This window comes from Sphingobium estronivorans, assembly GCF_008692605.1.
Taxonomy (GTDB): domain Bacteria; phylum Pseudomonadota; class Alphaproteobacteria; order Sphingomonadales; family Sphingomonadaceae; genus Sphingobium; species Sphingobium estronivorans.
In genome coordinates, this window is the sequence record NZ_LFCT01000010.1 from 1 (window position 1) to 23,278 (window position 23,278).

General features: G+C 63.6%; 17 protein-coding genes. 5 read left to right on the forward strand and 12 right to left on the reverse strand.

Translation table 11 applies throughout. The annotated features are described in order from the left end of the window. The first annotated feature begins 314 nt into the window (after positions 1–314). Positions 315–935 (forward strand): methyltransferase domain-containing protein, encoded by a 621-nt coding sequence (locus F7P65_RS08545; protein WP_150291320.1) that lies wholly within the window; start codon positions 315–317, stop codon positions 933–935. A 135-nt stretch (positions 936–1,070) separates the two neighbouring features. On the opposite strand, the gene secA is transcribed toward F7P65_RS08545, so the two are convergent. Next, complete coding sequence (gene secA, locus F7P65_RS08550) at positions 1,071–3,800, reverse strand: preprotein translocase subunit SecA (protein ID WP_150291321.1); 2,730 nt, start codon at positions 3,798–3,800, stop codon at positions 1,071–1,073. Positions 3,801–4,044: 244 nt separating this feature from the next. On the opposite strand from secA, the gene argJ reads away from it, so the two are divergent. Both argJ and F7P65_RS08560 read left to right on the forward strand, forming a co-directional pair. Then, positions 4,045–5,271 (forward strand): bifunctional glutamate N-acetyltransferase/amino-acid acetyltransferase ArgJ, encoded by a 1,227-nt coding sequence (argJ, locus tag F7P65_RS08555; protein ID WP_150291322.1) that lies wholly within the window; start codon positions 4,045–4,047, stop codon positions 5,269–5,271. Then, on the forward strand, positions 5,271–6,071 hold the full coding sequence (locus F7P65_RS08560) for an inositol monophosphatase family protein (protein WP_150291323.1): 801 nt from the start codon (positions 5,271–5,273) through the stop codon (positions 6,069–6,071). The genes argJ and F7P65_RS08560 overlap by 1 nt, the downstream gene beginning before the upstream one ends. A 55-nt stretch (positions 6,072–6,126) precedes the next feature. On the opposite strand, the gene trxA is transcribed toward F7P65_RS08560, so the two are convergent. The 9 genes from trxA to F7P65_RS08605 all read right to left on the reverse strand — a co-directional run bounded on the left by trxA (position 6,127) and on the right by F7P65_RS08605 (position 19,629). Further along, positions 6,127–6,447 carry a thioredoxin TrxA gene (trxA, locus tag F7P65_RS08565; RefSeq protein WP_046762834.1) on the reverse strand — a complete coding sequence of 107 codons (321 nt, stop codon included), beginning with the start codon at positions 6,445–6,447 and terminating at the stop codon, positions 6,127–6,129. A gap of 29 nt (positions 6,448–6,476) precedes the next feature. Then, complete coding sequence (gene addA, locus F7P65_RS08570; protein ID WP_150291324.1) at positions 6,477–9,920, reverse strand: double-strand break repair helicase AddA; 3,444 nt, start codon at positions 9,918–9,920, stop codon at positions 6,477–6,479. Continuing rightward, complete coding sequence (addB, locus tag F7P65_RS08575) at positions 9,901–12,876, reverse strand: double-strand break repair protein AddB (protein ID WP_150291325.1); 2,976 nt, start codon at positions 12,874–12,876, stop codon at positions 9,901–9,903. The genes addA and addB overlap by 20 nt, the downstream gene beginning before the upstream one ends. Next, entirely contained in the window at positions 12,869–13,579 is a 711-nt protein-coding gene (locus tag F7P65_RS08580) for a nucleotidyltransferase family protein (protein ID WP_150291326.1), read from the reverse strand. The genes addB and F7P65_RS08580 overlap by 8 nt, the downstream gene beginning before the upstream one ends. Continuing rightward, complete coding sequence (locus tag F7P65_RS08585; protein ID WP_150291412.1) at positions 13,576–14,562, reverse strand: aminoglycoside phosphotransferase family protein; 987 nt, start codon at positions 14,560–14,562, stop codon at positions 13,576–13,578. Before F7P65_RS08585 ends, F7P65_RS08580 begins: the two co-directional genes overlap by 4 nt. Then, positions 14,559–15,017, reverse strand: coding sequence for a tRNA (adenosine(37)-N6)-threonylcarbamoyltransferase complex ATPase subunit type 1 TsaE (gene tsaE / locus F7P65_RS08590; RefSeq protein ID WP_150291327.1), 459 nt, complete (start codon positions 15,015–15,017; stop codon positions 14,559–14,561). Before tsaE ends, F7P65_RS08585 begins: the two co-directional genes overlap by 4 nt. After that, positions 15,010–17,358: a sensor histidine kinase gene (locus F7P65_RS08595; protein WP_150291328.1), complete on the reverse strand. Its 2,349-nt coding sequence runs from the start codon at positions 17,356–17,358 to the stop codon at positions 15,010–15,012. The genes tsaE and F7P65_RS08595 overlap by 8 nt, the downstream gene beginning before the upstream one ends. A 178-nt stretch (positions 17,359–17,536) precedes the next feature. Then, positions 17,537–18,946, reverse strand: a complete 1,410-nt coding sequence (gene ahcY, locus F7P65_RS08600; protein WP_150291329.1) for an adenosylhomocysteinase — start codon at positions 18,944–18,946, stop codon at positions 17,537–17,539. A gap of 122 nt (positions 18,947–19,068) precedes the next feature. After that, a complete protein-coding gene (locus F7P65_RS08605; RefSeq protein ID WP_150291330.1) occupies positions 19,069–19,629 on the reverse strand; it encodes a YqgE/AlgH family protein in 561 nt (186 codons plus the stop codon). Positions 19,630–19,776: 147 nt separating this feature from the next. Between F7P65_RS08605 and F7P65_RS08610 the strand changes: the two genes are divergently transcribed. Beyond that, entirely contained in the window at positions 19,777–20,259 is a 483-nt protein-coding gene (locus tag F7P65_RS08610; RefSeq protein WP_150291331.1) for a peroxiredoxin, read from the forward strand. Between the two features lie 72 nt (positions 20,260–20,331). Next, entirely contained in the window at positions 20,332–21,786 is a 1,455-nt protein-coding gene (locus F7P65_RS08615) for an AMP nucleosidase (protein ID WP_150291332.1), read from the forward strand. A gap of 27 nt (positions 21,787–21,813) precedes the next feature. On the opposite strand, the gene F7P65_RS08620 is transcribed toward F7P65_RS08615, so the two are convergent. Next, the gene (locus F7P65_RS08620) at positions 21,814–22,587 is read right to left on the reverse strand and encodes an alpha/beta fold hydrolase (RefSeq protein WP_150291333.1); all 774 of its coding nucleotides are present in this window, start codon (positions 22,585–22,587) and stop codon (positions 21,814–21,816) included. A gap of 5 nt (positions 22,588–22,592) precedes the next feature. Beyond that, on the reverse strand, positions 22,593–23,276 hold the full coding sequence (locus F7P65_RS08625; protein ID WP_150291334.1) for a DUF2238 domain-containing protein: 684 nt from the start codon (positions 23,274–23,276) through the stop codon (positions 22,593–22,595). Positions 23,277–23,278: the final 2 nt, after the last annotated feature.

The window sequence follows — 23,278 nt, forward strand, 5'->3', positions numbered from 1 at the left end:
TTGAGCGAAATTTTCGCCGTTGATCGAGTGACATTGCCGCGACCCGGGCCGCCGAGCTCGCCGGCACCCGCTTGATGCCTGTTTTATTACCCCATTTTTAAACCGGCTTCACTACGCCGGTGCGGACCCGGGTCAGCGATGTTCACCATCGAAAGGAGTGAAGGGTGATTCGGGTCAATGGTTAAATGCTGCATATATGCCCCTCGCTAACCGAGAGGAGACGGCCAAATTCTTGTTTGTTAAGGCAGATTTGATTTGCGCTGAAACATCCCGATAAATTAAATGGAGAATATTCAAAGCAGGGCGAATAAAATATGTTCAATCGGGATGGAGAAGCATTTAAAAAGCTTCAGCAGAGATTTAGGAGAAAGCGTTTCCGGCATATAGAGGCCATGATCCGCAGACTTCTTGAGACGCGTTCAGAGGTGAAGATCCTGGATGCTGGCGGACGCGCTATTTATTGGCGGATGCTCGCACCAGATTTGCGCAGCCGGGTCCGCATCACCGTTTTGAACTATGACGCTGAACTGGCGCCAGACGACGTTAAAAGCGGAGACGGGTTGCGGATCGAAAAAGTCGTCGGCGATGCCTGCGATATGCCGCAATATGCCGATGGTTGTTTTGACATTGTGCACGCAAATAGCGTCATCGAGCATGTCGGCAGCTACCATAACATGATCCGTTTTGCGAATGAGGTGCGACGTGTTGGGCAGAATTATTACGTCCAGACGCCCCACTTCTGGTTTCCTGTCGATCCGCACTACGGCATCCCATTCTTCCATTGGCTGCCGGACTCGATGCGGGCTTATCTCTTTTCCAGCTTCCGGATCGGCGCACGATCGCTCAATAACATGTTCCCCGATGGCGATCATAGGCCCGAGCGTTTCATGCTGCTTTGGACAAAGTCGTTGATCGTCAGCAGGCAGGGCGCCTAACCGACCAACTATTCAGGCCCTTTAGCTATTCGCCGGCCGGATCGGCGGTCTCATGCCACCGGTCTCGCGCTTGCGTGCAATTAACGGGGCCATGGATGCCGATCGGTGAACGACATCCATGGCCAATAAGCGCGATCAGTTCAGCGCGCCGTGGCAATGCTTGTATTTCTGGCCCGATCCGCACGGGCATGGAGCGTTGCGGCTGATGTCCAGATTGGCGAAATCGCCCGGTTGCGCGCTGCCGACCGGTGGACGCGGGATGGTGGTCGTAATGCCAAGCCGGCCACCATCCATATCGGCGCTGTTATCTTCGCCCGAAAACGGGTCGATATGCGTGGTGATGAAGTCCGGTAGCACCGGCAGATCGAATTCGGGCAGCGGCTCTTCCATCCGGAACTGAACGCGCGCGATCGATCCGGTCACATCCTCGCGGATATTGCCCAACATCCGCTCGAACAGGGCAAAGGCTTCCTGCTTATATTCGTTGATCGGCGTCTTCTGCGCATAAGCGCGCAGATGGACGACCTGGCGAAGCGCGTCGAGGGTCGACAGATGCTCCTTCCAGTGATGATCGAGGCTCTGGAGCAGGATGCTCTTTTCGATCATGTGCCAGTTTTCGGGGTCGAGTTCCTTGACCTTTTCGGCGACCGCTGCGTCGGCAAGAGCGGTCAGCCGCTCCTCGATCATTTCCGGATCGACATGGTCTTCTGCCAGCCAGGCATCGAAATCGGGTTCGAGGTTCAGCACTTCGGCCGTACGAACTTTCAGGCGTTCCATATCCCATTGTTCGGGATAAGTGCCCGGCGGGCAGGACGCGCCGACCAGATCGTTGACCGTCTCATGACGCATGTCGGCAACGACGTCATCCACGGTTTCCGCGTCCATGATGTCGCTGCGTTGCTCGTAAATGACCTTGCGCTGGTCGTTCATCACATCGTCATATTCGACGACCTGCTTGCGGATGTCGTAGTTCCGTGCCTCGACCTTCTTCTGGGCGGTCTCGATGGCCTTGCTCAGCCATTTGGACGGCGGAAGCGCCTCGCCATCCTCCAGGTTCGAGCGGATCATCTTGGCGAACATGGTGTCCGGGCCGAAGATGCGCATCAGATCGTCGTCAAGGCTGAGGTAGAAGCGCGACAGGCCGGGATCGCCCTGACGGCCCGAGCGGCCGCGCAACTGGTTGTCGATGCGACGGCTCTCATGCCGCTCCGTCGCCAGCACGAACAGGCCACCGGCGGCCAGCACTTCGGCCTTTTCCGCCTCGATCTCGGCATCGATGCGGGCAATCGCGGCTTCGCGCTCCGGCCCCTCGGGCATGTCGCGCAACTCGTCCTCGACGCGCATTTCCAGATTGCCGCCCAATTTGATGTCGGTACCACGGCCGGCCATGTTGGTGGCGATCGTGACGGCGCCCTTGCGGCCCGCCTGCGCCACGATATGCGCTTCGCTTTCGTGGAAGCGGGCATTCAGGACCGCGTGCTTCACGCCTTCCTGATTGAGGAATTCGGACAGCATTTCCGACTTTTCGATCGACACCGTGCCGACGAGGACCGGCTGGCCCTGATCGGCATGGATCTTGATCGTCTTCGCGATCCCGCGGAACTTGTCTTCCAGGTTCTTGTAGAAGCTGTCTTCTTCGTCGACGCGCTGCACCGGCCGGTTGGTCGGGATGGTGACGACGTTCATCTTGTAGATTTCGTAGAATTCGGTCGCTTCGGTGGCGGCCGTGCCGGTCATGCCGCCCAGCTTGGGGTACATGCGGAAATAATTCTGGAAGGTGATCGAGGCGAGCGTCTGGTTTTCCGGCTCGATATCCACCGCTTCCTTGGCTTCCACCGCCTGATGCAGGCCGTCCGACCAGCGGCGACCGTCCATCATGCGGCCGGTGAACTCGTCGATGATGATGACCTTGCCGTCCTTGACGATATAATCGATGTCGCGGCGGAACATGACGTTCGCGCGCAGCGCCTGATTGACGTGATGGACAACAGCGGTGTTCTCGAAATCATAGAGGTTGGCGCCCTGGAGCAGCCCGGCCTCTTCCAGCATGCGCTCGATCTTCTCCGTCCCGTCCTCGGTCAGGGTGACGGTGCGCTGCTTTTCATCCTTCTCGTAATCGGCATCATCCAGCCGCTTCACGATGGCATCGACGGCGACATAGAGTTCCGACTTGTCGTCGGTCGGCCCGGAAATGATGAGCGGCGTACGCGCTTCGTCGATCAGGATCGAGTCCACCTCGTCGACGATGGCGAAGTTGAAGGGCCGCTGCACCATCGAAGCGCGGTCATATTTCATATTGTCGCGCAGATAGTCGAAGCCGAGTTCGTTATTCGTCGCGTAGGTAATGTCGGCATTGTACGCATCGCGGCGCTGATCTTCGGTCAGGTTCGGCACGATGACCCCGGTGGTGAGGCCCAGGAAGCGATAGACCTGCCCCATCCATTCGCAGTCGCGGCTGGCGAGATAGTCGTTCACCGTGACGACGTGGACGCCCTTCCCCTCCAGCGCGTTGAGATAGGTTGCCAGCGTCGCGACAAGCGTCTTGCCCTCACCCGTGCGCATTTCGGCGATCTCGCCGCGATGAAGCACGATGCCGCCGACCATCTGCACGTCATAGTGACGCTGGCCGAGAGTCCGCTTGGCGGCTTCGCGCACAGTGGCGAAGGCTTCGGGCAACAGGTCGTCCAGCGTCTCGCCCTGCGCCAGCCGGTCCCGGAATCGTACGGTCTGGGCCGTCAATTCCTGGTCGCTCATGGCCGAGATGGTGGGTTCGAAAGAGGCGATGCGTTCGACGGCCTTGCCCAGCGACTTCACGTAGCGATCGTTGGAGGAGCCGAAAATGGACTTGGCGAGTGCGCCGAACATGCAAGTTCCTGACAATAGGGGGACGCGTGCCCCATGGAGGCGACACGCGCAAACATGCGCGGCGATTTAGGGGGCGCACAGGCGTTAGTCAATCAGAGCGGCAATTATCGCCATGCGAACAGACGGAGGCACGGAGCGGATATTTCACCGTAAAGTTGCGTCGCGCGACTTTTCCCACGGCCCGCCCTCCGCCCCCGGCCTATCTCTTCGTTGACGGGCGGACATATTGCGCTAAGCGACGGACATGACACAGCGCTCTCCCCTTGCTCCCGCCGCTTTTCCCGCCCTTCCGCCCGTCGTCGGCGTGACCCCGCGCGTGGCACGAGCGCGCTACAAAAATTGGGATCGGTGCGACCTGACCTATGTCGAACTGGCCGAGGGCACGGCGGTGGCCGGGGTCACGACGCAAAGCAAATGTCCGTCTCCCGAGGTCGAATGGTGCCGGGACGCGATTCCGCTGGGTTCTGCGCGCGCGCTGGTCGTGAATGCGGGCAATGCCAACGCCTTTACCGGACATCGGGGACGCGCGGCGGTGGAAGCGATCGCTGCCAAGGTCGCCAATCATCTGGACTGCCAGCCTTCGGACATTTTCATTTCCTCCACCGGCGTGATCGGGGTCCCGTTGCCTGTCGACAAGGCCGAGGCGGGGCTGGACGCTGCCTTCACTGCCGAACCTTGCGGGTGGGAGGATGCGGCGACGACCATCGGCACGACCGACACCTATGCCAAGGGCGCCCATGCCTCCGCCATGATCGGCGGTACGCGAGTCGAACTGGTCGGGATCATCAAGGGGTCGGGGATGATCGCGCCCGACATGGCGACGATGCTCGGCTATATCTTCACCGACGCGGCTATCGATCCGCAGCTGTTGCAGCAGATGCTGTCGACGGCCAACAAGCAGAGCTTCTCCTGCATCACGGTCGATAGCGATACTTCGACCAGCGACACGGTGCTGGCCTTCGCCACGGGCAAGGCAGGCAATGACGTGCTGGCCTCCATGGACGATGCCGGGGCGGATGCCTTTGCGGCGGCGCTTGGGGATATCTGCCGCCAGCTTGCCCATCTGGTGGTGCGTGACGGCGAGGGCGCGTCGAAGTTCATCGAAATCACCGTGGAGGGTGCGGAAAGCGATGCCAGTGCGCACCGCATTGCCCTGTCCATCGCCAATTCGCCGCTGGTCAAGACCGCCATCGCGGGCGAGGATGCCAATTGGGGCCGCGTCGTCATGGCAGTCGGCAAGGCGGGAGAGCCTGCGGATCGGGACAAGCTCTCCATCCGCTTCGGCGCGACTCAGGTGGCTTCGGGCGGCCTGGCCCTGGAAGGCTATGACGAAGCGCCGGTGGCTGCCCATCTCAAGGGCCAAGACATATTGATCGGCGTCGATCTGGGGTTGGGCAATGGCCGGGCCACGGTATGGACCTGCGACCTGACCCATGGCTACATCTCGATCAACGCGGATTATCGGAGCTGATGCCGATAGAATTGCATGAGCCGGTCGTCGCGCTGATGCGCGAGGTGGCGCGGGATATCGTCATGCCGCGCTACCGAAACCTTGCCAGCCATGAGATCAGCGAGAAATCGGCGGCCGACGACCTTGTCACCATCGCCGACAAGGAAAGCGAAATCCGGCTGGCCGAAGGACTGTCCGCCATCTTGCCGGAAGCGGGAATCATCGGCGAGGAAGCCTGCGCAGCCGACCCGGCGATATTGGAACGCGCGGGCGACGGCCTGAACTGGATCGTCGATCCTATCGACGGCACGGGCAATTTTGCGGCAGGCAAGGCGCCCTTCGGCATCATGGTCGCGTTGGCCGATGCGGGGACGATCCTGGCGGGATGGATATTGGACCCGCTGACCGGGCGGCTGTGCCACGCCATATTGGGCGCGGGTAGCCATATCGACGGTGAGCAGCTCTACGCCCGCGAAAGCGGCGAGGCTCTACCCGTCGCCGCACTGGCCGTCTATTTCATGACGGAGGAAGAACGCGCCGACATCAAACGCCGGTCGCAGGATAGTTTCCGGTTGGTGGATATTCCGCGCTGCGCCGCCGAGCAATATCCGCGCCTGGTGCTGGGGCAGAATGACATTTCGGTGTTTTCGCGCACCTTGCCCTGGGATCATGCGGCGGGCACGCTGTTCCTGAATGAGGCGGGTGGGCGATGCCAGCGGCTGGACGGATCGCCTTATGTCGTGGGCGACCTGCGGCGCGGCTTGCTGGGGGCTTCGTCACCCCGGCTTTGGGATTTGGCGGCGGAGCGGTTGGTCCGCTGAACCGGACGACCGGCATAGTCGTGGGAAAGGCCGCGATCGGCCTTTCCCCCATTTGTCAGAGAACGCTTTCGATCCAGCCCTTGAGCGCGCTCTTGGGCGCCGCGCCGACCTTGGTCGCGGCCGCTTCGCCATTCTTGAACAGGATCATCGTCGGGATGCCGCGCACGCCGTATTTGCCGGGCGCGTCGGGATTTTCGTCGATATTGATCTTTGCGATGACGACCTTGTCAGCCAGTTCCTCCGAAATTTCTTCCAGAGCGGGGCCGATCATCTTGCAGGGGCCGCACCATTCCGCCCAGAAATCGACGAGGACGGGCTTGTCCGCATCGATGACATCCTGCTGGAAGCTGTTGTCGGTGACTGCCTTGGTAGCCATTGTTGGTATCTCCTTCAGTTGGCAGTTATCTAGGACGGGCGCGCATCCGTCTCAACGGTCGGAAGCGGCAAATTCTCCTGTGCGTCGGAAAAGCCCGGCTTGTGGCGAGCCAACAACGCCGGAGGCAGGGTGATGAGGCGGGCAGCAGCAGTATAGAGCAAGGAGGCCTCAACCCGGCGATCAGGAAAGATCACCTGCAACGCCGCCGAATAGGCCGCCATTTGCCGGACATGGGCAAGCGGAACCTCCGCCACGGAAAGCGGGGACACGCGCCCGGTCTTGAAGTCGACCAGTTGAACCAGATCATTGCTGATCCGAAGGCGGTCGACAGTGCCGGCGATCACCGCCTCCCCCACGACGGCTGCAATAGGCGCCTCACCCAAGGCATCAGGTCCGAAAAGCGCGGAAAATTGCGGGTCTTCGATCACGCGCAGGGCCTGGTCGATGACGTCATGCCGCCGTGCGGGATCGCCAAGTCCCTGTTGTTCGAGCCAGCTATCGGCCCGGACACGGCGGCTATCGGCCGGAACGTCGGCCAGCCGCTCGAACAGCCTGTGCAGCAAGCGTCCACGCTCGGCGGCATCGCGCATCGCCGGGGTTGGCGGCGGATAAGGCACATCGTCCTCCACGGCGGCGGAGGGCGCAAGCGGACGCGGCGGACGGGATTCGGCCGGGGCGGGCTGGCGCAGCCAATGCGGTTCGGCGTGAACGGCCCGATCTTCGGCAACGACAGGATCGGCGTCTTTGGGAAGCAACGTTTCCCGCCCCCGCCAACTGCGCCGCGCTCCCCAAAGCGGATCGGCCTCCCACTCCGCATCCAGTGAGATGAGTGCGCCCTCGACCGCAGCATACCAGCTTTCCGGCTTCACCTCGCCCTTGGCCCGTGGGCCGAGCGAACCGGCGACGACCAGCCTTTCTTCCGCCCGGGTCAACGCGACATACAGCAGCCGCCAGTGTTCCGCGCGTTCGACGGCGCTGGCTGCTTCGGCCACTTCCCCGATCGGGCCTTGCTTCTCCGCCTTGCGCGGCGCGACGATCGGCAGGCCGTTCCATTCCAGCGAATCCGCGCGATTGCCCGCATCGGGATCGAGACAAGCATCCGCCAGAATGACAATGGGCGCCTGCAATCCCTTCGCGCCATGCACCGTCAACAGGCGAAGCGAATCGCCCTGCGCGGCCGCATCGCGCACGATCTCCACTTCGCCCCGGTCGAACCAGTCGATGAAGCGCTGAAGCGAGGGATGATCGTCGCTTTCGAAGGCCAGCGCTGCGTTCAACAGTTCCTCGATGGGATCGGCGGCCTCGGACCCCAGCCGTTCGATCAGGCGGCGGCGGCCATCCATCGGCCCGGACAATATCGCCTCCAGATAGCGATAGGGCGTGGTGAAATCCGCCTGCCCCAGCAAACCACGCAACGGCGCCAACAGCGTTTCGTCCAATGTCCCGGTCAGATGCTGCCAAAGGCCGACCCGTCGCCCGATCAGGCGATCCAACAGTTCATTCTGCGTCCAGCCGATCAGCGGCGATACCAGCAGAGCGGCAAGGTTCAGGTCATCCTCGGGCTGCACCGCGAAACGCAGCGCCGCCAGCAGATCGCGCACCGCCAGCGGGGCGTTCAGGCGAAGCCGGTCGATCCCGGCCACCGCCACCCTTTCCTCGTAGAGCCGCGCGACGATCAGCCGCGCCAATTCGCTGCGGCGACGGACCAGGATCATGATGTCCCCTGCCGTCACCGGACGCCCCCGGCTTTCCAGCATCAACCCGTCATCGATCCACTGTTTGATCTGCCGCGCGATATTCTGCGCCAGCACGCGTTCCTGATCGGCGGCCCAATCCTCCTCCCCCTCGGCATCCTCGGACAGTCCGGCGATCACCGGTTTCCAGAGCAGCACTTCGCCGGGATGGCGGTTCGCGCTGATATGCCGGACCTCGCCTGCATCAAGGCCCAGCCGCTCGGCGCGCAGGGTCGATATGGTCCGGTCCACGACATCCAGTACAGCGGGAGTCGACCGGAAGCTGTGCTGAAGCGAGAGATCGAAAAAGGGGTGGCTCGCATCCTCGGCATGGCGTTGAAAAATGATCTGGGCGGCGCGGAAGGCTTCGGGGCTGGTGCCCTGAAAGCCGAAGATCGCCTGCTTGAAGTCGCCCACGGTGAAGATGGTGCGGACCTTGTCGCCCTTGGCTCCCTCGCCCGCGAAGAACTCGGCCGCCAGCGCGCCGACGATCTGCCACTGACTGACGTTGGTGTCCTGTGCCTCATCCACTAGGATATGGTCGATGCGCTGGTCGAGTTTGAAACGAATCCAGTCGGCGATTCCGGGCTGAGAGAGCAGTCGCGCCGTATTCGCGATCAGGTCGTCGAAATCGACGGCGCCTGCCAATTGCTTCGCCTCGGCATAGGCCCGCGCATAGGCCCGCCCGGCATGGAGCGCCTTGGCAAGCAGCGCGGCATAATCCGCGCGCAGCTTCAGCCCCAGCAGTTCCGCGCAACGCCCGTGCATGCGCGCAATGGCGTCGCCATAACCATCGACCGGCGGCGCCCACCCCTTGGCGGTCGAAATAAGCTCGCCATCGGATTTGGCCCACACGCCATGCAGGTCAGGGAGCGTGAGCGCCCGCGCCGCCGGATCGAGACCTCGCCAGCGCGCAATCCGGTCGCAACGGTCCAGCGCGCGCCCGGTCCCCCAATCCGCATTGGCCTGCGCTATCCATGCCAGCGTCCGCATGTCGAACAGGTCGTCCGCGCATTGATCGGCGATATGGGCGTCGATGTCGCCTTCGGGCAGGTCCAGTTCGCGCAGCAGCCAGGGTGCGATATCCCCCGGCAGGGCGTTCAGCGCTTCGAGCCGGGCGGTACAGCGGAGCAGGAAGCTTTCCGCTCCCCCCTCGCCCATGCGCAGGCTGAGCGCCTGTAGCGCCTCGATCAACCCGTCGTCGCCTTGTTCCTGCGCCACGACCACGACATCGGCCAAGGTCTGGCGCGCCAGCGTCGCCTGCTCCCGCTGGTCGAGCGGACGGAAGCCGGGCGGCAGGTCCGCTTCCAACGGAAAGGCCGTCAGCAATTGCTGGCAAAAGCCGTGGATCGTCTGAATCCGCAGGCCGCCGCCCGTCGACTCGAGCACCTCGGCAAAGAGCCGGCGTGCCCGATCGCGGGCTTCGGGGCCGGACTCCTCGCCCAGCGCTTCCAGATCATGGAAGAGATCGCCCTCCTCCATCTGCACCCAGACAGCGAGCCGATCGTGAATCCGGTCGGCCATTTCCGCCGCGCCCGCCTTGGTGAAGGTAAGACAGAGGATATTTTCCGGCCGGACCCCCTGAAGCAGCAGGCGGAAGACGCGGGCGGTCAGCACATGGGTCTTGCCCGTGCCAGCCGAAGCCGACAGCCACACATGGGCATCGGGCGCCGCCGCCTGCGCCTGCGCGCCCGCCAGCGGTTGCAGGGCTTTGGCCTTTTTAGCCATCGTCGCGGCCATACCATTCCTCCAGCCGCATGAGCTGGTCATAATCGCCATAATTCGCGACTTCGGGGTTCACCTGCGCGTCGAAGGGGGCGGAGCCGTTCAGGTAAGCGGCAGCAAGATCATCGAATTGCGCATGGACATGCGACGTGAAGTCGGCGGTCATGATCTTGTCCCGCTTGCCCATCGGATCGACCGGACTTTCGCGATAGCCGAAGGCGTCGCCCTTCTTGGCGAGCGACCAATATTCGAAACTGCCTGCCACGGGCGCCGCATCGGTGCCGGGAAAGCCGCCATGCTCCGCGATCAGGCCCAACAGCCCCAATTGCAGGGCATAGCCCGCCTTGACCTGCCGCGCACTCGGCGGCTTGCCCGTCTTGTAATCGACGATGCCGAGTTTCCCGTCGGGCAACAGGTCGATCCGGTCAGCCTTGCCGGTGAGCGCAACGCCAGCAATATCGGCCCGGCCCTCGATTTCGACGGAGAGGATTTTCCGCCCCGCCGCAAGGTCGCTCGCCACTTCCGCGGCAATCCAGCGAATGGCTTCGATCAGGCGGGGTTGCCAGAGCGCCTTCAGCAAGGGGTGCACATCGGGCCGGTCGAACATCGCCCGTGCACGGGCTTCCAGATCCGCGAGGTCGCCGTTGCCTGCCTCCGCCCATTGCTGGAGGATTTCATGGACTGCCGTTCCGCGCCAGGCGGGACCGGCATCGGCATCCACCGGGTCCAGCCGCGCGAGGCGCAGGATGCGCTTCGCGTAGAAGGCATAGGGGTCGGCCTTCAGCCGGTCGACATCGGTGACGGGTATCAGCTTGGGCCGTACCGAAAGCGGCGGGACCGGCGCGGGGCGGCGGGCGGGCCTGTGTTCGGATGGATGATCCAGCGACTGCGCCAGTGCCGAGTAGCGGTCGGCGCTTTTCCATTGCGCGCCAGCCATTGCCTTCAGTCGCAGCCAGAAGCGTGACGCGACCGCCGGACCACCCGCCCCACGCCGGGCGCGGGTGATAAGGACCTGGGGGGCACCAAGCGCACTCGCGAAATCATGAGCGGCAAGGCCGATGCGGCTTTCAAGGCCCGGCAGCCCCAATTCCCGGCGAATGCGCGGGGCCAGCCAGGGATCGGGCGCCGGCAGGCCCGGCCAGGTGCCTTCATTGAGTCCGCCCAGGATCATAAGGTCGGTCTGCACCAGCCGCGCTTCGATAAGACCCAGGATGCTGACACGCGGATGACCACCCTGAGGCGGCCGAACCGACAGCCCACTCAGCAGATGATCGAGCAGCGCCGGAAGCGAGCGGATGTCCGCCTGACGCGGCCCTTCGCTGGCGGCCTCCTCCATCTCTGCGAAGAGATCGGCGGCGGCATGCCCCTGATGTCCGGCCCAAATCGCATCCTGCGAAAGGCGACCGGCATGTTCGCGAATGGCGGCCAGTTGCGCGGCAAGATCAGGCGCGGCGAGAAACGCCTGTTCCAGTGGGTCGAGCAGCGCGCGGGCTTCCGACCACCATTCTCGCGTCCGGGCGCGCAGGACCCTTTGCCGATCCTCGCCTGCCTGGTCGTCCAGCAACAGGTCGAGGCCATAAATGCCCGCTTGTGGCCGGGGACCGCGCAACAGCAGGTCAAGTCCGCGTACCCCCTCCAGCCAGGCGACGCGCCCTTCGCCGCGCATCACCAACGGATGTTTCAGCAGGCTCAGCAACGCAACGGGAGCGAACCGCTCCGCCAGCGCTTCGGCCATGGCGATCAGCAACGTGCCGGGCGGCAGGCGGGACAGGGGCTGACCTGCGGAGTCGTCGGCCTCGATGCCCCAACGCCGCAGATGCGCCGACACGCGCGTTGCCAATTGTCGGTCGGGCGTGACCAGCGCGGCGGTGCGGCCCTCCGTTTCCACCGCTTCGCGCAGGGCGATGGCGATGGCCTGCGCTTCTTCGCCCGGCGTCGCGACTTCCAGCGCTTCGACTCCGGCCAGCGAGCGATCCGCCGTCTTGAGGTCACGCCAACGGCTGGTAAGGCGCGGCGGCAGCATGGCGTTGGAGATATTCCGTCCGCGCACCGCCCGGGCATCATGTTCGCTACCCCATCGCCAGAGCGCGACATCGTCGCGCGTTGCGCTCATCCGGTCGAGCAGACGCTTCAAAGCATATTGGGGATGGGTTTCGTGGCCCGCCGGCGCGCGGCCAGTGACCGGATCAGGATCGAAGGGACCGATGGCATCCCAGCTTTCACCGTCCATCTCCTGATCGAGACCGGCAAAAACCACGCCGCCATTCGACATGATGGCGATCCGTCGCAGCAGAGCGGCAATGGCCGGCGCGGTGGTGGATATGCCCGCCGCGATCACGAAGCCGCCTGGCGGCTCCTTGGCCCAGCGCGCAGCCATCCGATCCAGCAGCCGGTTGCGGCGGTCGGCCAGATCGATGCAGCCGAGGCGCACCAGTTCATTCGGCCATCGGGCCAGCAGGATGGAAAAGAGATTGAGCGAAGTCTGCCAATGCTGGGAAAGGTCCTCCGACAGCCCGAGATCGGCCAGCGCCGCGACGGGCACACGCTCAACCTGCATCTGGTCGAGTACCGTGCCGAGGGCCTGACCGAGTTTCAGCGCCTGTCCCGCATCGACGGAATGCGTCGATGCCTGCTGCACCATGCGCGCCAGGATCATCTGGCGGCGCATAGGGGTGATGGCGGGCGGCACCGCCTCGCCCTCGCCCAGCGGATCGAGTGCGCCGCCAATCTGTCCGCCCAGATCCGGGTCGCCCAGCGTCACCAGTCGCGGTAGCAGCAATCCGCCGCCCGACTTACGCACAAAGGCATCGCTGACCGCGCGGACGGCGCGATTGCTGGGCAGCAGGATCATGCCCTGCGCCAGCCGTATCGGATCGCCGCCATGTTGGGCAAGGATGCCCGCTACCAGCGCATCGGAAAAGGCGCGGTGCGCGGGGATGTTGAACAGAGCGGGCCGGGTGCGATCACCCATGGGCCAGCATGGACTCCACGACCGGGATCGCCTGCGGCGTGCCGACATCGAACCAGAGCCCCTGATGCGAAACCCCGTAAAGCCGCCCCGCCTCTATCGCCCGGTTCCAGAAGACATTGGTGGAGAAGACCTCCGACGGCGGATCGACCAGCAGGCTGGGTGACATGATCTGAACGCCGGTGAAAACGAAAGGCGCAACATGGGCGGGCTTTCGGCGGGTCAGGCGACCGTTCGCGTCCATATGGAAATCGCCCGGACCCTTGTGGCAATTGGCGCGGGCGAGAGGCACGAGCAGCAGCAGCGCGTCCATCCGCGCCGGGTCCCAGATCCTGCGCATCATGCCCAGCGTGTCCTGCGGCCCGTCGATCCACAGATTGTCGCTATTGGCGCAGAAAAAGGGCGCATCGCCCAGTTGTTCCTTCGCATGCATCAGCCCTCCGCCGGTTTCCAGCAGTTTCCTGCGCTCGTCGGAAATGGCGACCGTCATGCCATTATTATGTGCCGCCAGATGCGCTTCGACCGTGTCGGCCAGATAGTGGACGTTCACCACCACCTTCTTCATGCCGCCCGCAGCCAGCCGGTCCAGCGCATGATCCATCAGCGGCTTGCCCGCCACCTTGACCAACGGCTTGGGGCGGGTGGCGGTCAGAGGGCGCATGCGCTTGCCCAGCCCGGCGGCCATCAGCATCGCGGTATCGATCATGCGGGGGTAAATTCCTCAAGGGCGCGATGACGCTTGTCGGCCGGGATATTGGCCGCGAACCATGTGGCCACCGGGGCGAGGGCCGGATGGGCGAGATCGCGCTCCAGCAAATCCCACATGCGCGGCAGGTAGGACAGATAGCGCGGCTTGCCGTCCCGCTTCCAGAGGCGCGTGAAGATGCCGATGATCTTGGCGTTCCTCTGCGCTCCCAGCACCGCATAGGCTGCGTCGAAATCAGCGGAGGGATGGGCGATGGCGCGATAATGATCGAGCATTGCGGCCTCCAGCGCAGGCGGCACATCGCGGCGCGCGTCCTGAAGCAGCGACACCAGATCATAGGCGGGATGCCCCGCCAGAGCGTCCTGAAAGTCGAGCAGGCCCAGACCATGCGAAGCCGCCCGGTCGATCAGCATGATATTTTCCGCATGATAGTCGCGCAGCACCGTGACGGCGGGGCTGGAGGATTCCTCCACGATCGGCAGAACCGCATCCCAAGCGCGGACATAGGCGTCCTCATCCACCGTCAGGCCGATAGCGGGACAATACCATTCGGTCAGCAGGCCCGCCTCACGCTGGTAAACCGCGCGATCATAAGGGGGAACGTCAGCGGCGGGCAGGCGATGCAGCGCGGCGAGCAGATCGACAGCCCGGCTATAAATCTCCAGTTCGGCGGCGGGCAGATCGTCAATATGCTCCTTGACGCGCAAGTCGCCGAAATCCTCGATCAGCACCAGCCCCTGTTCCAGATCCCGCGCCAATATTTGCGGCGCGGCAAAGCCGTTCTCCGTCAGATGCTCTGCAATGGCGATAAAGGGGCGCGGGTCCTCATGCGGCGGCGGCGCATCCATCAGCACCGCACGGCGCGACCCGTCGATCACCCGGAAATAGCGGCGGAAGGACGCATCTCCAGCCAACGGCACGATGGCCGCATGTTCCCACCCCGCCTGCGCGAGAAAGGCGGGAGCAGCGGCGGGGGGGATCATATCTGTGACCATCGTCCTGTCCAAGCGCCCGGCACGCGCGCTGTCAAGCGTCGAGCGCCATCGGGTTCGATGTCGATGTGGAACCGCAGGGCATCGGGCCAAACGCCCTCGCCCAGCCGGTCTGGCCATTCGACGATCAGCAGGCTGTCCATCAGATAGTCGTTCAGCGCGAGTTCTTCCGCGTCCTCTGGTCCGTCGAGCCGGTAAAGGTCCACATGGGCGACAGGCAACCGGACTTCGGGAATATCATAGGGTTGGACGATGGCGAAGCTGGGGCTGGGCGCTTCGCCTTCCAGTCCCAGCCCTTCCAAAATACCCCGCGCGAGCGTCGTCTTGCCAGCGCCCAGTCCGCCCTCCAAAGCGATGACATCGCCGATGCGGACCAGCCCGGCCAGCTTCCTTCCGAAAGCCAGCATCGCCGCCTCTCCGGCAAGGATGATGTCGATCTCAGCCACGGGGCAACTCGATCACGATCATCGTGCCCTGCCCCGGTTCGGAAACGAGTTGCAGCGTGCCGCCATGCGCCTCCGCCAATTGCTTGGCGAGCGGCAGGCCGATGCCCGCCTTGCCGCCATTGCGCGCCTGTTCGGTGCGGGAGGATGCGTCGAAGATCGTCGCCTGCCGTTTCGCATTGATGCCCGGCCCATTGTCGGACACAACCAGCCGCGCGCTGTCCGGTCCGCCATCGCCATGGAGCAAGACCCGGCCGCCCCGGCTGCAATAGCGCACCGCATTTTCCAGCAAATGGTCGAGTGCCTGCCCGATCCGGCGCTTGTCACCCTGCACCACGCCCAGCGAGCCTTGAAGCGACAGGGCAAGGTCAATCCCCTTCGCCGCGGCGTCGCCCTTGATCCGCGCCGCAGCGTCGCGGGCCTCGACGGCAAGGTCCACGGGGGCCTTCTCAACCGGTAACATCCCCGCTTCGCTCTGGGTCAGATCGAGCACATTGTCGATCAGCATCGACAGCCGGTTGGTGCTTTGCAATATGCCGTCGACATATTCCTTGGCCGACGGGCTGATCTCCCCGGCATAGCCGGCGCTCATCATTTCCGCGAAACCCGCAATGGTGGTGAGCGGCGTACGCAGTTCGTAGCTCATATTGGTAACGAAGGCGGTCTTGACCTTGTCCGCCTGTTCCAGCGCATCATTGCGATCGCGCAGCACCTGTTCGACGCGGCGGCTGTCGGTAACGTCCAGCATGGTAAACAGCGCATTGCCGTCCGGCAGCGGAATGGCGGCGAATTCGAAGATGCGCCCGTCCGCAAAGCCGACATGGCCAACGCGCTGCTTGCGCTCCACCGTGGCGGCGCGCACCAGTTCGCGGACCAGATTGGCCTGTTGCGGCTTGGCGAGGCGCGATTGCACCGCACGCATCAATTCATCGATGCGCGGATGCTTGGCCAGCAAGTCTTCCGGCACGTCCCAGATCGACCGGAACCGGCTGTTCCAGAGCGAAAGGCGGCCATCGGACGAAAAGACGCCGATCGATTCGAACAGATTGTCGAATGTCGCCGTGCGGACGCGCAGCAGCGTGTCGCGGGCGCTGGAAAGCTGCACCTGCTCGGTCCGGTCCTCGAAGATGAGCAGCAGGCCGCCATCCGGCAGGGGCTGGGCATAAACGCGCAAATGGGTGCCGTCCGCCAGCAACCAATTCTCTTCCTTGGGATCGGGCGAAAGGAACCAGTCGCGTCGCTCCGCGCGCCACGCCGGGAAGTCGCGATTTTCGGGCAGGCGCCGGGCCTCGCGCATCTGGTCGAGAACGCGTTCGAACGGCGGATTGTCGGCCAGATGATCCTGATCCAGACCGAAAAGGCTCATGAAGGGCTGGTTCCAGAAGCGGAGCGCGCGGTCGGACCCGAAGCGCGCGACGCCTGCCGACAGTCGGTCCAACAGGTCGCGCTGCGCGGTCTCCAGGCGGCGATGTTCGACCCGCGACTGTTCCAGCTCATTCTGGTCCATGGCAAAACCGGCGACGCCCGCCGCGCCCAGCGGCACGTCGACCACGCGCATGGTGCGCCGTTCGCCATCGATGGTGGCAGGGACCATGCGCTCGACGGATCGGCCCTCCTCCAACGCTTGCGCAGCCGCCGCCTGGGGGGTGAGACCGGCTACCGTTTCGACAAGTTCGGTACCATTGGCGATGATGTCGCGAGCGCTTTCGCCGTCCACGGCCCGGACATAGGCGGTGTTGACCAGGCTCAATCGCATGTCGGCCGTACGGTGCCACATCGGGAAGGGCGCGGCCTCGACAAGTCCCGCCAGCGCCTCCAGCGCGTCGCGCAACTGCTCGACCTTGCCCTTCAGCGCCTGGATTTCGGACTGGCTGTCGGTCGAGTCGAAAATCCACAGTACGACGCCGCCGCTTTCCGCCAGAACCGGTCCAGCCGGCGCACCTCGGACCAGCAACAGCCGGGACGAATCGACTCCGCGCACCGCCAGGGCGAAACTGCGCCCCGCGCGCTGGGCTGCAGCGATTTCCTGCGCCAGCGCAGCGGCGTCATCCGGCTCCAGTCCGCCATCCGGCGCGGTCAATTCGGACAGGAAGGTCGGCACCCGTTCCTTGCCCAGCCATTTGGCGAGCCGGTCGGCAGCCTCCAGACGTCCATCGGGATGGACAACGATGGGAGCCGCAGGCGCGGATGCCAGCAGGACCGAAAGCCGGTCGAGCTTCCCTTGCGCCTGCATCCCTTCGCGGCGGCGGCGCTGTCCGCTCGACAGCGCCCAAATCGCCGCAGCCAGCCAAGCGGCCAGAACGACGCCCAGTATCACGGCGGGCAATGGGGTTAACGACGTCATCGCGTCCTACTTCACCCTCATCGCGAAATGCTTGCCCCCGTTCATGTTCGTTCAGGGGGACTAACCCATGTCGGATGCAGCGTGAAGCACTGAGATGCAAAGAATTTGCAGCTCGTGCGATGGAACAGTGCCCTGCTCCAACGAAAAAGGGAGGCTTTTGCGCCTCCCTTCCCTGATCTTAGTAGCGGTAGTGGTCCGGCTTGAACGGCCCCTCCGTCGACACGCCGATATAGGCGGCCTGCTTTTCGGTCAGCTTGGACAGCTTCACGCCCAGCTTTTCGAGGTGCAGCGCGGCAACCTTCTCGTCCAGATGCTTGGGCAGCACATAGACTTCGTTCTTATATTCGTCGGACTTCGTCCACAGTTCGATCTGCGCCAGCACCTGGTTGGTGAAGCTCGACGACATCACGAAGCTGGGATGGCCGGTGGCGCAGCCCAGGTTCACCAGACGGCCTTTGGCAAGAACGATGATCTTCTTGCCGTCGGGGAACTGAACCTCGTCCACCTGGGGCTTGATCTCGGTCCACTGCATGTTGTTGAGGCCGGCGATCTCGATCTCGCTGTCGAAATGGCCGATGTTGCAGACGATCGCCATGTTCTTCATGGCGCGCATGTGATCGACGGTGATGACGGCTTCGTTGCCGGTCGCGGTGACGAAGATGTCGGCGCGGGTGGCCGCTTCTTCCATCGTCACGACTTCATAGCCTTCCATCGCGGCCTGAAGCGCGCAGATCGGATCGACCTCCGTCACCAGCACGCGGGCGCCGCCATTGCGCAGCGACGCGGCCGAACCCTTGCCGACATCGCCGAAACCGGCGACGCAAGCGACCTTGCCGGCCAGCATCACGTCGGTGGCGCGACGGATGGCGTCGACCAGCGATTCCTTGCAGCCATAAAGATTGTCGAACTTCGACTTGGTCACGCTGTCGTTGACGTTGATCGCCGGGAAGGGAAGCTTGCCCTTCTTCGCCAGTTCGTAAAGGCGGTGAACGCCGGTGGTCGTCTCTTCCGACACGCCCTTGATGGCCGCGACGGTCTGGGTCAGATAGCCCGGACGCTCGGCCAGGAAGCGCTTCAGCGTCGCAACGAAGATTTCCTCTTCCTCATTGCCGGGCGTGAACAGTTCTTCCCCGGCTTCGACGCGGGCGCCCCACAGCGCGAACATGGTGGCGTCGCCGCCATCGTCCAGGATCATGTTGCAGGTCGTGTCACCCCAGTCGAAGATGCGGATGACATAGTCCCAATATTCCTCCAGCGTCTCACCCTTGACGGCGAAGACGGGGATGCCGCGCGCGGCAATGGCGGCGGCGGCATGGTCCTGGGTCGAGAAGATGTTGCACGAAGCCCAGCGGATTTCGGCGCCGAGGTCGGCCAGCGTCTCGATCAGAACCGCGGTCTGGATGGTCATGTGCAGCGAGCCGGTGATGCGCGCGCCCTTCAACGGCTTGGCGGCGCCGAATTCGGCGCGCAGGGCCATCAGGCCGGGCATTTCGGTTTCGGCGATCTCGATTTCCTTGCGGCCGAAGCCGGCAAGGGCGATGTCCGCGATCACATAATCCTGCGCCTGTGCGGCGGGTGCGGTGGCCACGAGCGTGTCTCCATTGTTTTAGAATGTGCCAGAGCCGCTCTGACAAGGCAAAGCGGCGGCGATGGGCTGGGCTTTACCAATCGCCGCCGTTCAAGGCAACTCAATATAAAGTTTTCTTTATATCATGCTGATCCCGCGCCGCTGACCAGGTGGGAAGCATCGACCCCCGCGGAAGCATAGGCGGCAGACCATTTCCGCGTCGCGGGAACATCGAACAGCAAGTCCGCCGTGCAACCGGTCGGAAACCAGCTTTCACCGCTCATTTCCTCATCGAGCTGGCCCGCGCCCCATCCGGCATAACCCAGGGCAACCAGATAGCGACTCGGTCCATTGCCCTCCGCAATGGCCTTGAGGATTTCGAGCGACCCGGAAAGGCCCCAGCCATCCCCCACCACGACCATGTCATGGCCCATCCAGTCGAGCGAATGCAGCACGAACCCGCGCCTTGGCTCAACCGGTCCGCCGCGCAGCACCGGCATGTCCGGAACATCGCCCGGCTCGATCTCGAAACTTTCGAGCAGGTCGTGCAGGGTGACGCCGTCGATCTCATCGCTGACGGCGATGCCCAGGGCGCCGTTTTCATCATGGACGCACATGGCGATGACGGAATGATCGAAACGCATGTCCTCCATGCCCGGCAGGGCGAGGAGAAACTGGCCGGCGTAGGAGCGCGCTGTGGTCATCCGCCGACTATACGCCCCTTCATCTCTTTGCCAATGCCGGGTTGTCGCTCGGATGAGGCGGTACGCCATTTTCGCTTTCCTGCCCCTTGACAGAAGGCCGCCCGGAACCAACCTGCCGCCCGTCCAAAAAGGGCCAGGAGACACAAGATGACCATTTCGAAGGGCGATCGCATCCCCAGCACCACTTTCGTCAAGATGACCGATAACGGCCCCGAAAAGGTCGCTTCGGACGATTATTTCGCGGGTCGCACCGTCGCGCTCTTCTCTGTGCCCGGCGCGTTCACACCCACCTGCTCGGCGCGCCATCTGCCTGGGTTCGTCGACAAGGCGGAGGATATCAAGGGCAAGGGCGTCGATGAAATCGCCTGCACTGCCGTCAACGACGCCTTCGTCATGGGTGCCTGGAGCAAATCCGCCAACGCCGATGGCAAGGTGACGATGCTGGCCGACGGCAATGCCGATTTCGCCAAGGCGGTCGGCCTCACCATGGACGGCAGCGGCTTCGGCATGGGGACGCGGGGCCAGCGTTTCTCGATGATCGTCAAGGACGGCGTCGTGACGGAACTGAATGTCGAAGCACCGGGCGATTTCAACGTGTCATCGGCCGAACATCTGCTGGAACAGATTTGAATGAGGAGGTGCGCGCCTGCCGTTTCGGGCGCGCATCTTTCTTCCGTCATATAAGTGCGTTACCACGTGTCGATGACAAGAAGCATCGGCAACGCCATCGTCGCCCAGCTCGACGATATCTATCGGAATTCCATCGAAAATCTGCGCGAGGCGATGCGTGCCTATGCCCGCGACGGCAGCGTGCCGCCGGCGGAGGCCGCGACGGACCGCCGCTTCTGCTATCCCGAGTTGCGCGTCACGCATCATGCCGAAACCGACGCGCCGCCGCCGGGCCGCTCCTTCGCGCGCCTGTCCAAGCCGGGACAATATGTGACCACGGTCACGCGGCCCGCCATGTTCGCGGAATATCTGGCCGAGCAGATCGACCTTCTGGTCCGCGACTATGGGGTGGAGGTCGAAACGGCGCTCAGCGACCAGCAGATCCCCTTCCCCTATGTGCTGGATGGGTTGGACATCAGCGCGCTGGACGGAACGCCGCCGACGGAACTGGCCCGCTATTTCCCGGCGACCGAGCTGGCGGAGATCGGGGACGAAATCGCGGACGGGCTGTTCATGCCGGACGCGGAGGGCGAAAGGCCGCTTGCCCTGTTCGACGGGCTGCGCACCGATTTCTCGCTCGCGCGGCTCAAACATTATACCGGCACCCCGGCCGACCATGTGCAGCGCTATATCCTGTTCACCAATTATCACCGCTATGTCGATGAATTTGTGAGTTGGGCCTGCGCGGAATTGCAGCGGGAAGGCACGCGCTACACCGCGCTTTCCGGGGCTGGCAGCGTCTATGTAACCCCCGAAACCGCCGACCCCGCGCGGATGATCGCGGACAGTGCGTGGCGCAAGCATCAAATGCCGGCCTATCATCTGATCGCGCCGGACCGCAGCGGCATCACCCTGGTCAATATCGGCGTCGGACCATCCAACGCCAAGACGATCTGCGACCATCTGGCGGTCGTTCGTCCCGAAGCCTGGCTGATGATCGGTCATTGCGGCGGCCTGCGGCCCAGCCAGCGGATCGGCGACTATGTGCTGGCTCATGCCTATCTGCGCGACGATCATGTGCTGGATGAAATGCTGCCCCCGGAAATTCCGGTCCCGGCCATTGCGGAGGTTCAGGTCGCGCTCGCCAAGGCGGCGGAGGCTGTGCTGGGCGGCAATGATCGGGAAGATTTCAAGCGACGGCTGCGCACCGGCACGGTCGTCACCACCGACGATCGCAATTGGGAACTGCGATATTCCAGTTCGGCACTGCGGTTCAGCCTGTCCCGCGCGGTCGGGATCGACATGGAATCGGCCACCATCGCGGCGCAGGGCTATCGTTTTCGCGTACCCTATGGGACGCTGCTCTGCGTCTCGGACAAGCCGATCCATGGTGAGTTGAAGCTGCCCGGGCAGGCCAATCGTTTCTATGAGGAAGCCATTGCGGGCCATTTGCGCGTGGGCCTCACGACCTGCGAATTGCTGCGGCAGGAGGGGCCGAAGCTCCACAGCCGCAAGCTGCGCGCTTTCAACGAACCGCCATTCCGATAAATGTAATGAGAGCTACGTTTCCGCAGGTCAGGCAGTGAGGAAATCCACCATCGCCTGCCCCAGTTCTTTTCGGGTAACGGCGTTCATATGGTTGCCCGGAACCTCGACATAGCGGCCATTGGGCAGCACATCGGCCAGTTCCTGCGCCACGCCATTGTCTCGGTCGTCCGCGCCGCAGACCACCTCGACCGGCTGCATAAACCCGGCAATGACCTCCTTAGGCGTATCGACGAAGGTGTTGAGGATGTGCAGCATCGCCACCGGATCGCCCTTGGTGGTCTTCAGGAAGGCTTCGGTCATCCATTCGGACGTGCCGCGCTCGAAGCTGCCGAGATTGGTCAGCACATTCCTGTAATAGCCGCCATTGTCGAGCGTCTGGACAAGACCCCGCAGCCCCATTCCCGCCAGGATCACCTTGCGCGGTGCGGCGCCCCGCGCCAGCATCCGCGTGGTCGTCCGCGCGCCCAGCGAATAGCCGCCAAGGTCATAGTCGGTCAGGCCAAGCTGATCAACGAGCGCCAGATTGTCCTCCGTCAGCGCGTCAGGGGGATAAGCGGCGACGTCATGCGGCTTGCCGCTTTCGCCATGACCGCGCAGGTCCGGCATGATCACACGAAAGCCCGCCTCCACCAGCTTCGCAGCATGGCCGTAGCGAACCCAATTGGTCCAGGCGTTGGAAAAATAGCCGTGGATCAGGACCAGATCTCGCCCCTTTCCCGCCACATGCACTGCGATCGGCAGGTCGCCCAGACCCTTGATCTCCAGCTTTTCGATCGGCAGGTCAGGCGCGGGGGCTGGCATGGGGGCTACTCCTCGGGATGATGTCCGCCCGCGGATATGGCCTCCGCGCGTCCTTGTCGAGTGGCCGCGAGCCCGATCAGGGCGAGCATGCTTCCGATTTGCGCCGCCGCCATGTCCTTTTGCGGGTCCCACATGTCGCCCTGCTGGCCATTATACCAGTCGGCGGTTTGCCCCGCCGCCATGACGGTGAGCAGCCATTCGAAAATCTCGTACACCGCTCCTACAAAGCCCACTGCAGTAAAGGCGAAAGTCAGGCTCCAACCCCTTCGCATGCCGCCATAGCGTCGCGCCATTTCGGTAAAAGGCGCAGTCAGCAGCGCCCCGAAAGCGAAATGCACCAGCCGGTCATAACCGTTGCGCGCAAGGCCGAAAGTGCCGGAAATATCATGCCCGCTGATCGCCCGCGCCCACGCGTCATAGGGCACATAGGAATAGATGTAGCGCCCGCCCAGCGTATGCAGCAGCAGGAAGAGCAGGATGCAGCCCATCGATTCATTCGACGAGGGCCAGCGGCGTAACAGCCAGGGTGCGGCGAACGCCAACAGCATTGTCGGCCCATGCTGAAGCGGCGCCAGTTCGGGATAGGGCTGATCGATATTGGCGGCGGCAATGGCCGCGATCAGCAACAGGATCATCCGGCGCTGCGCTTTCGGGACGGCTGTCCAGACAGCCCCAGCGCCGGAGATCATGG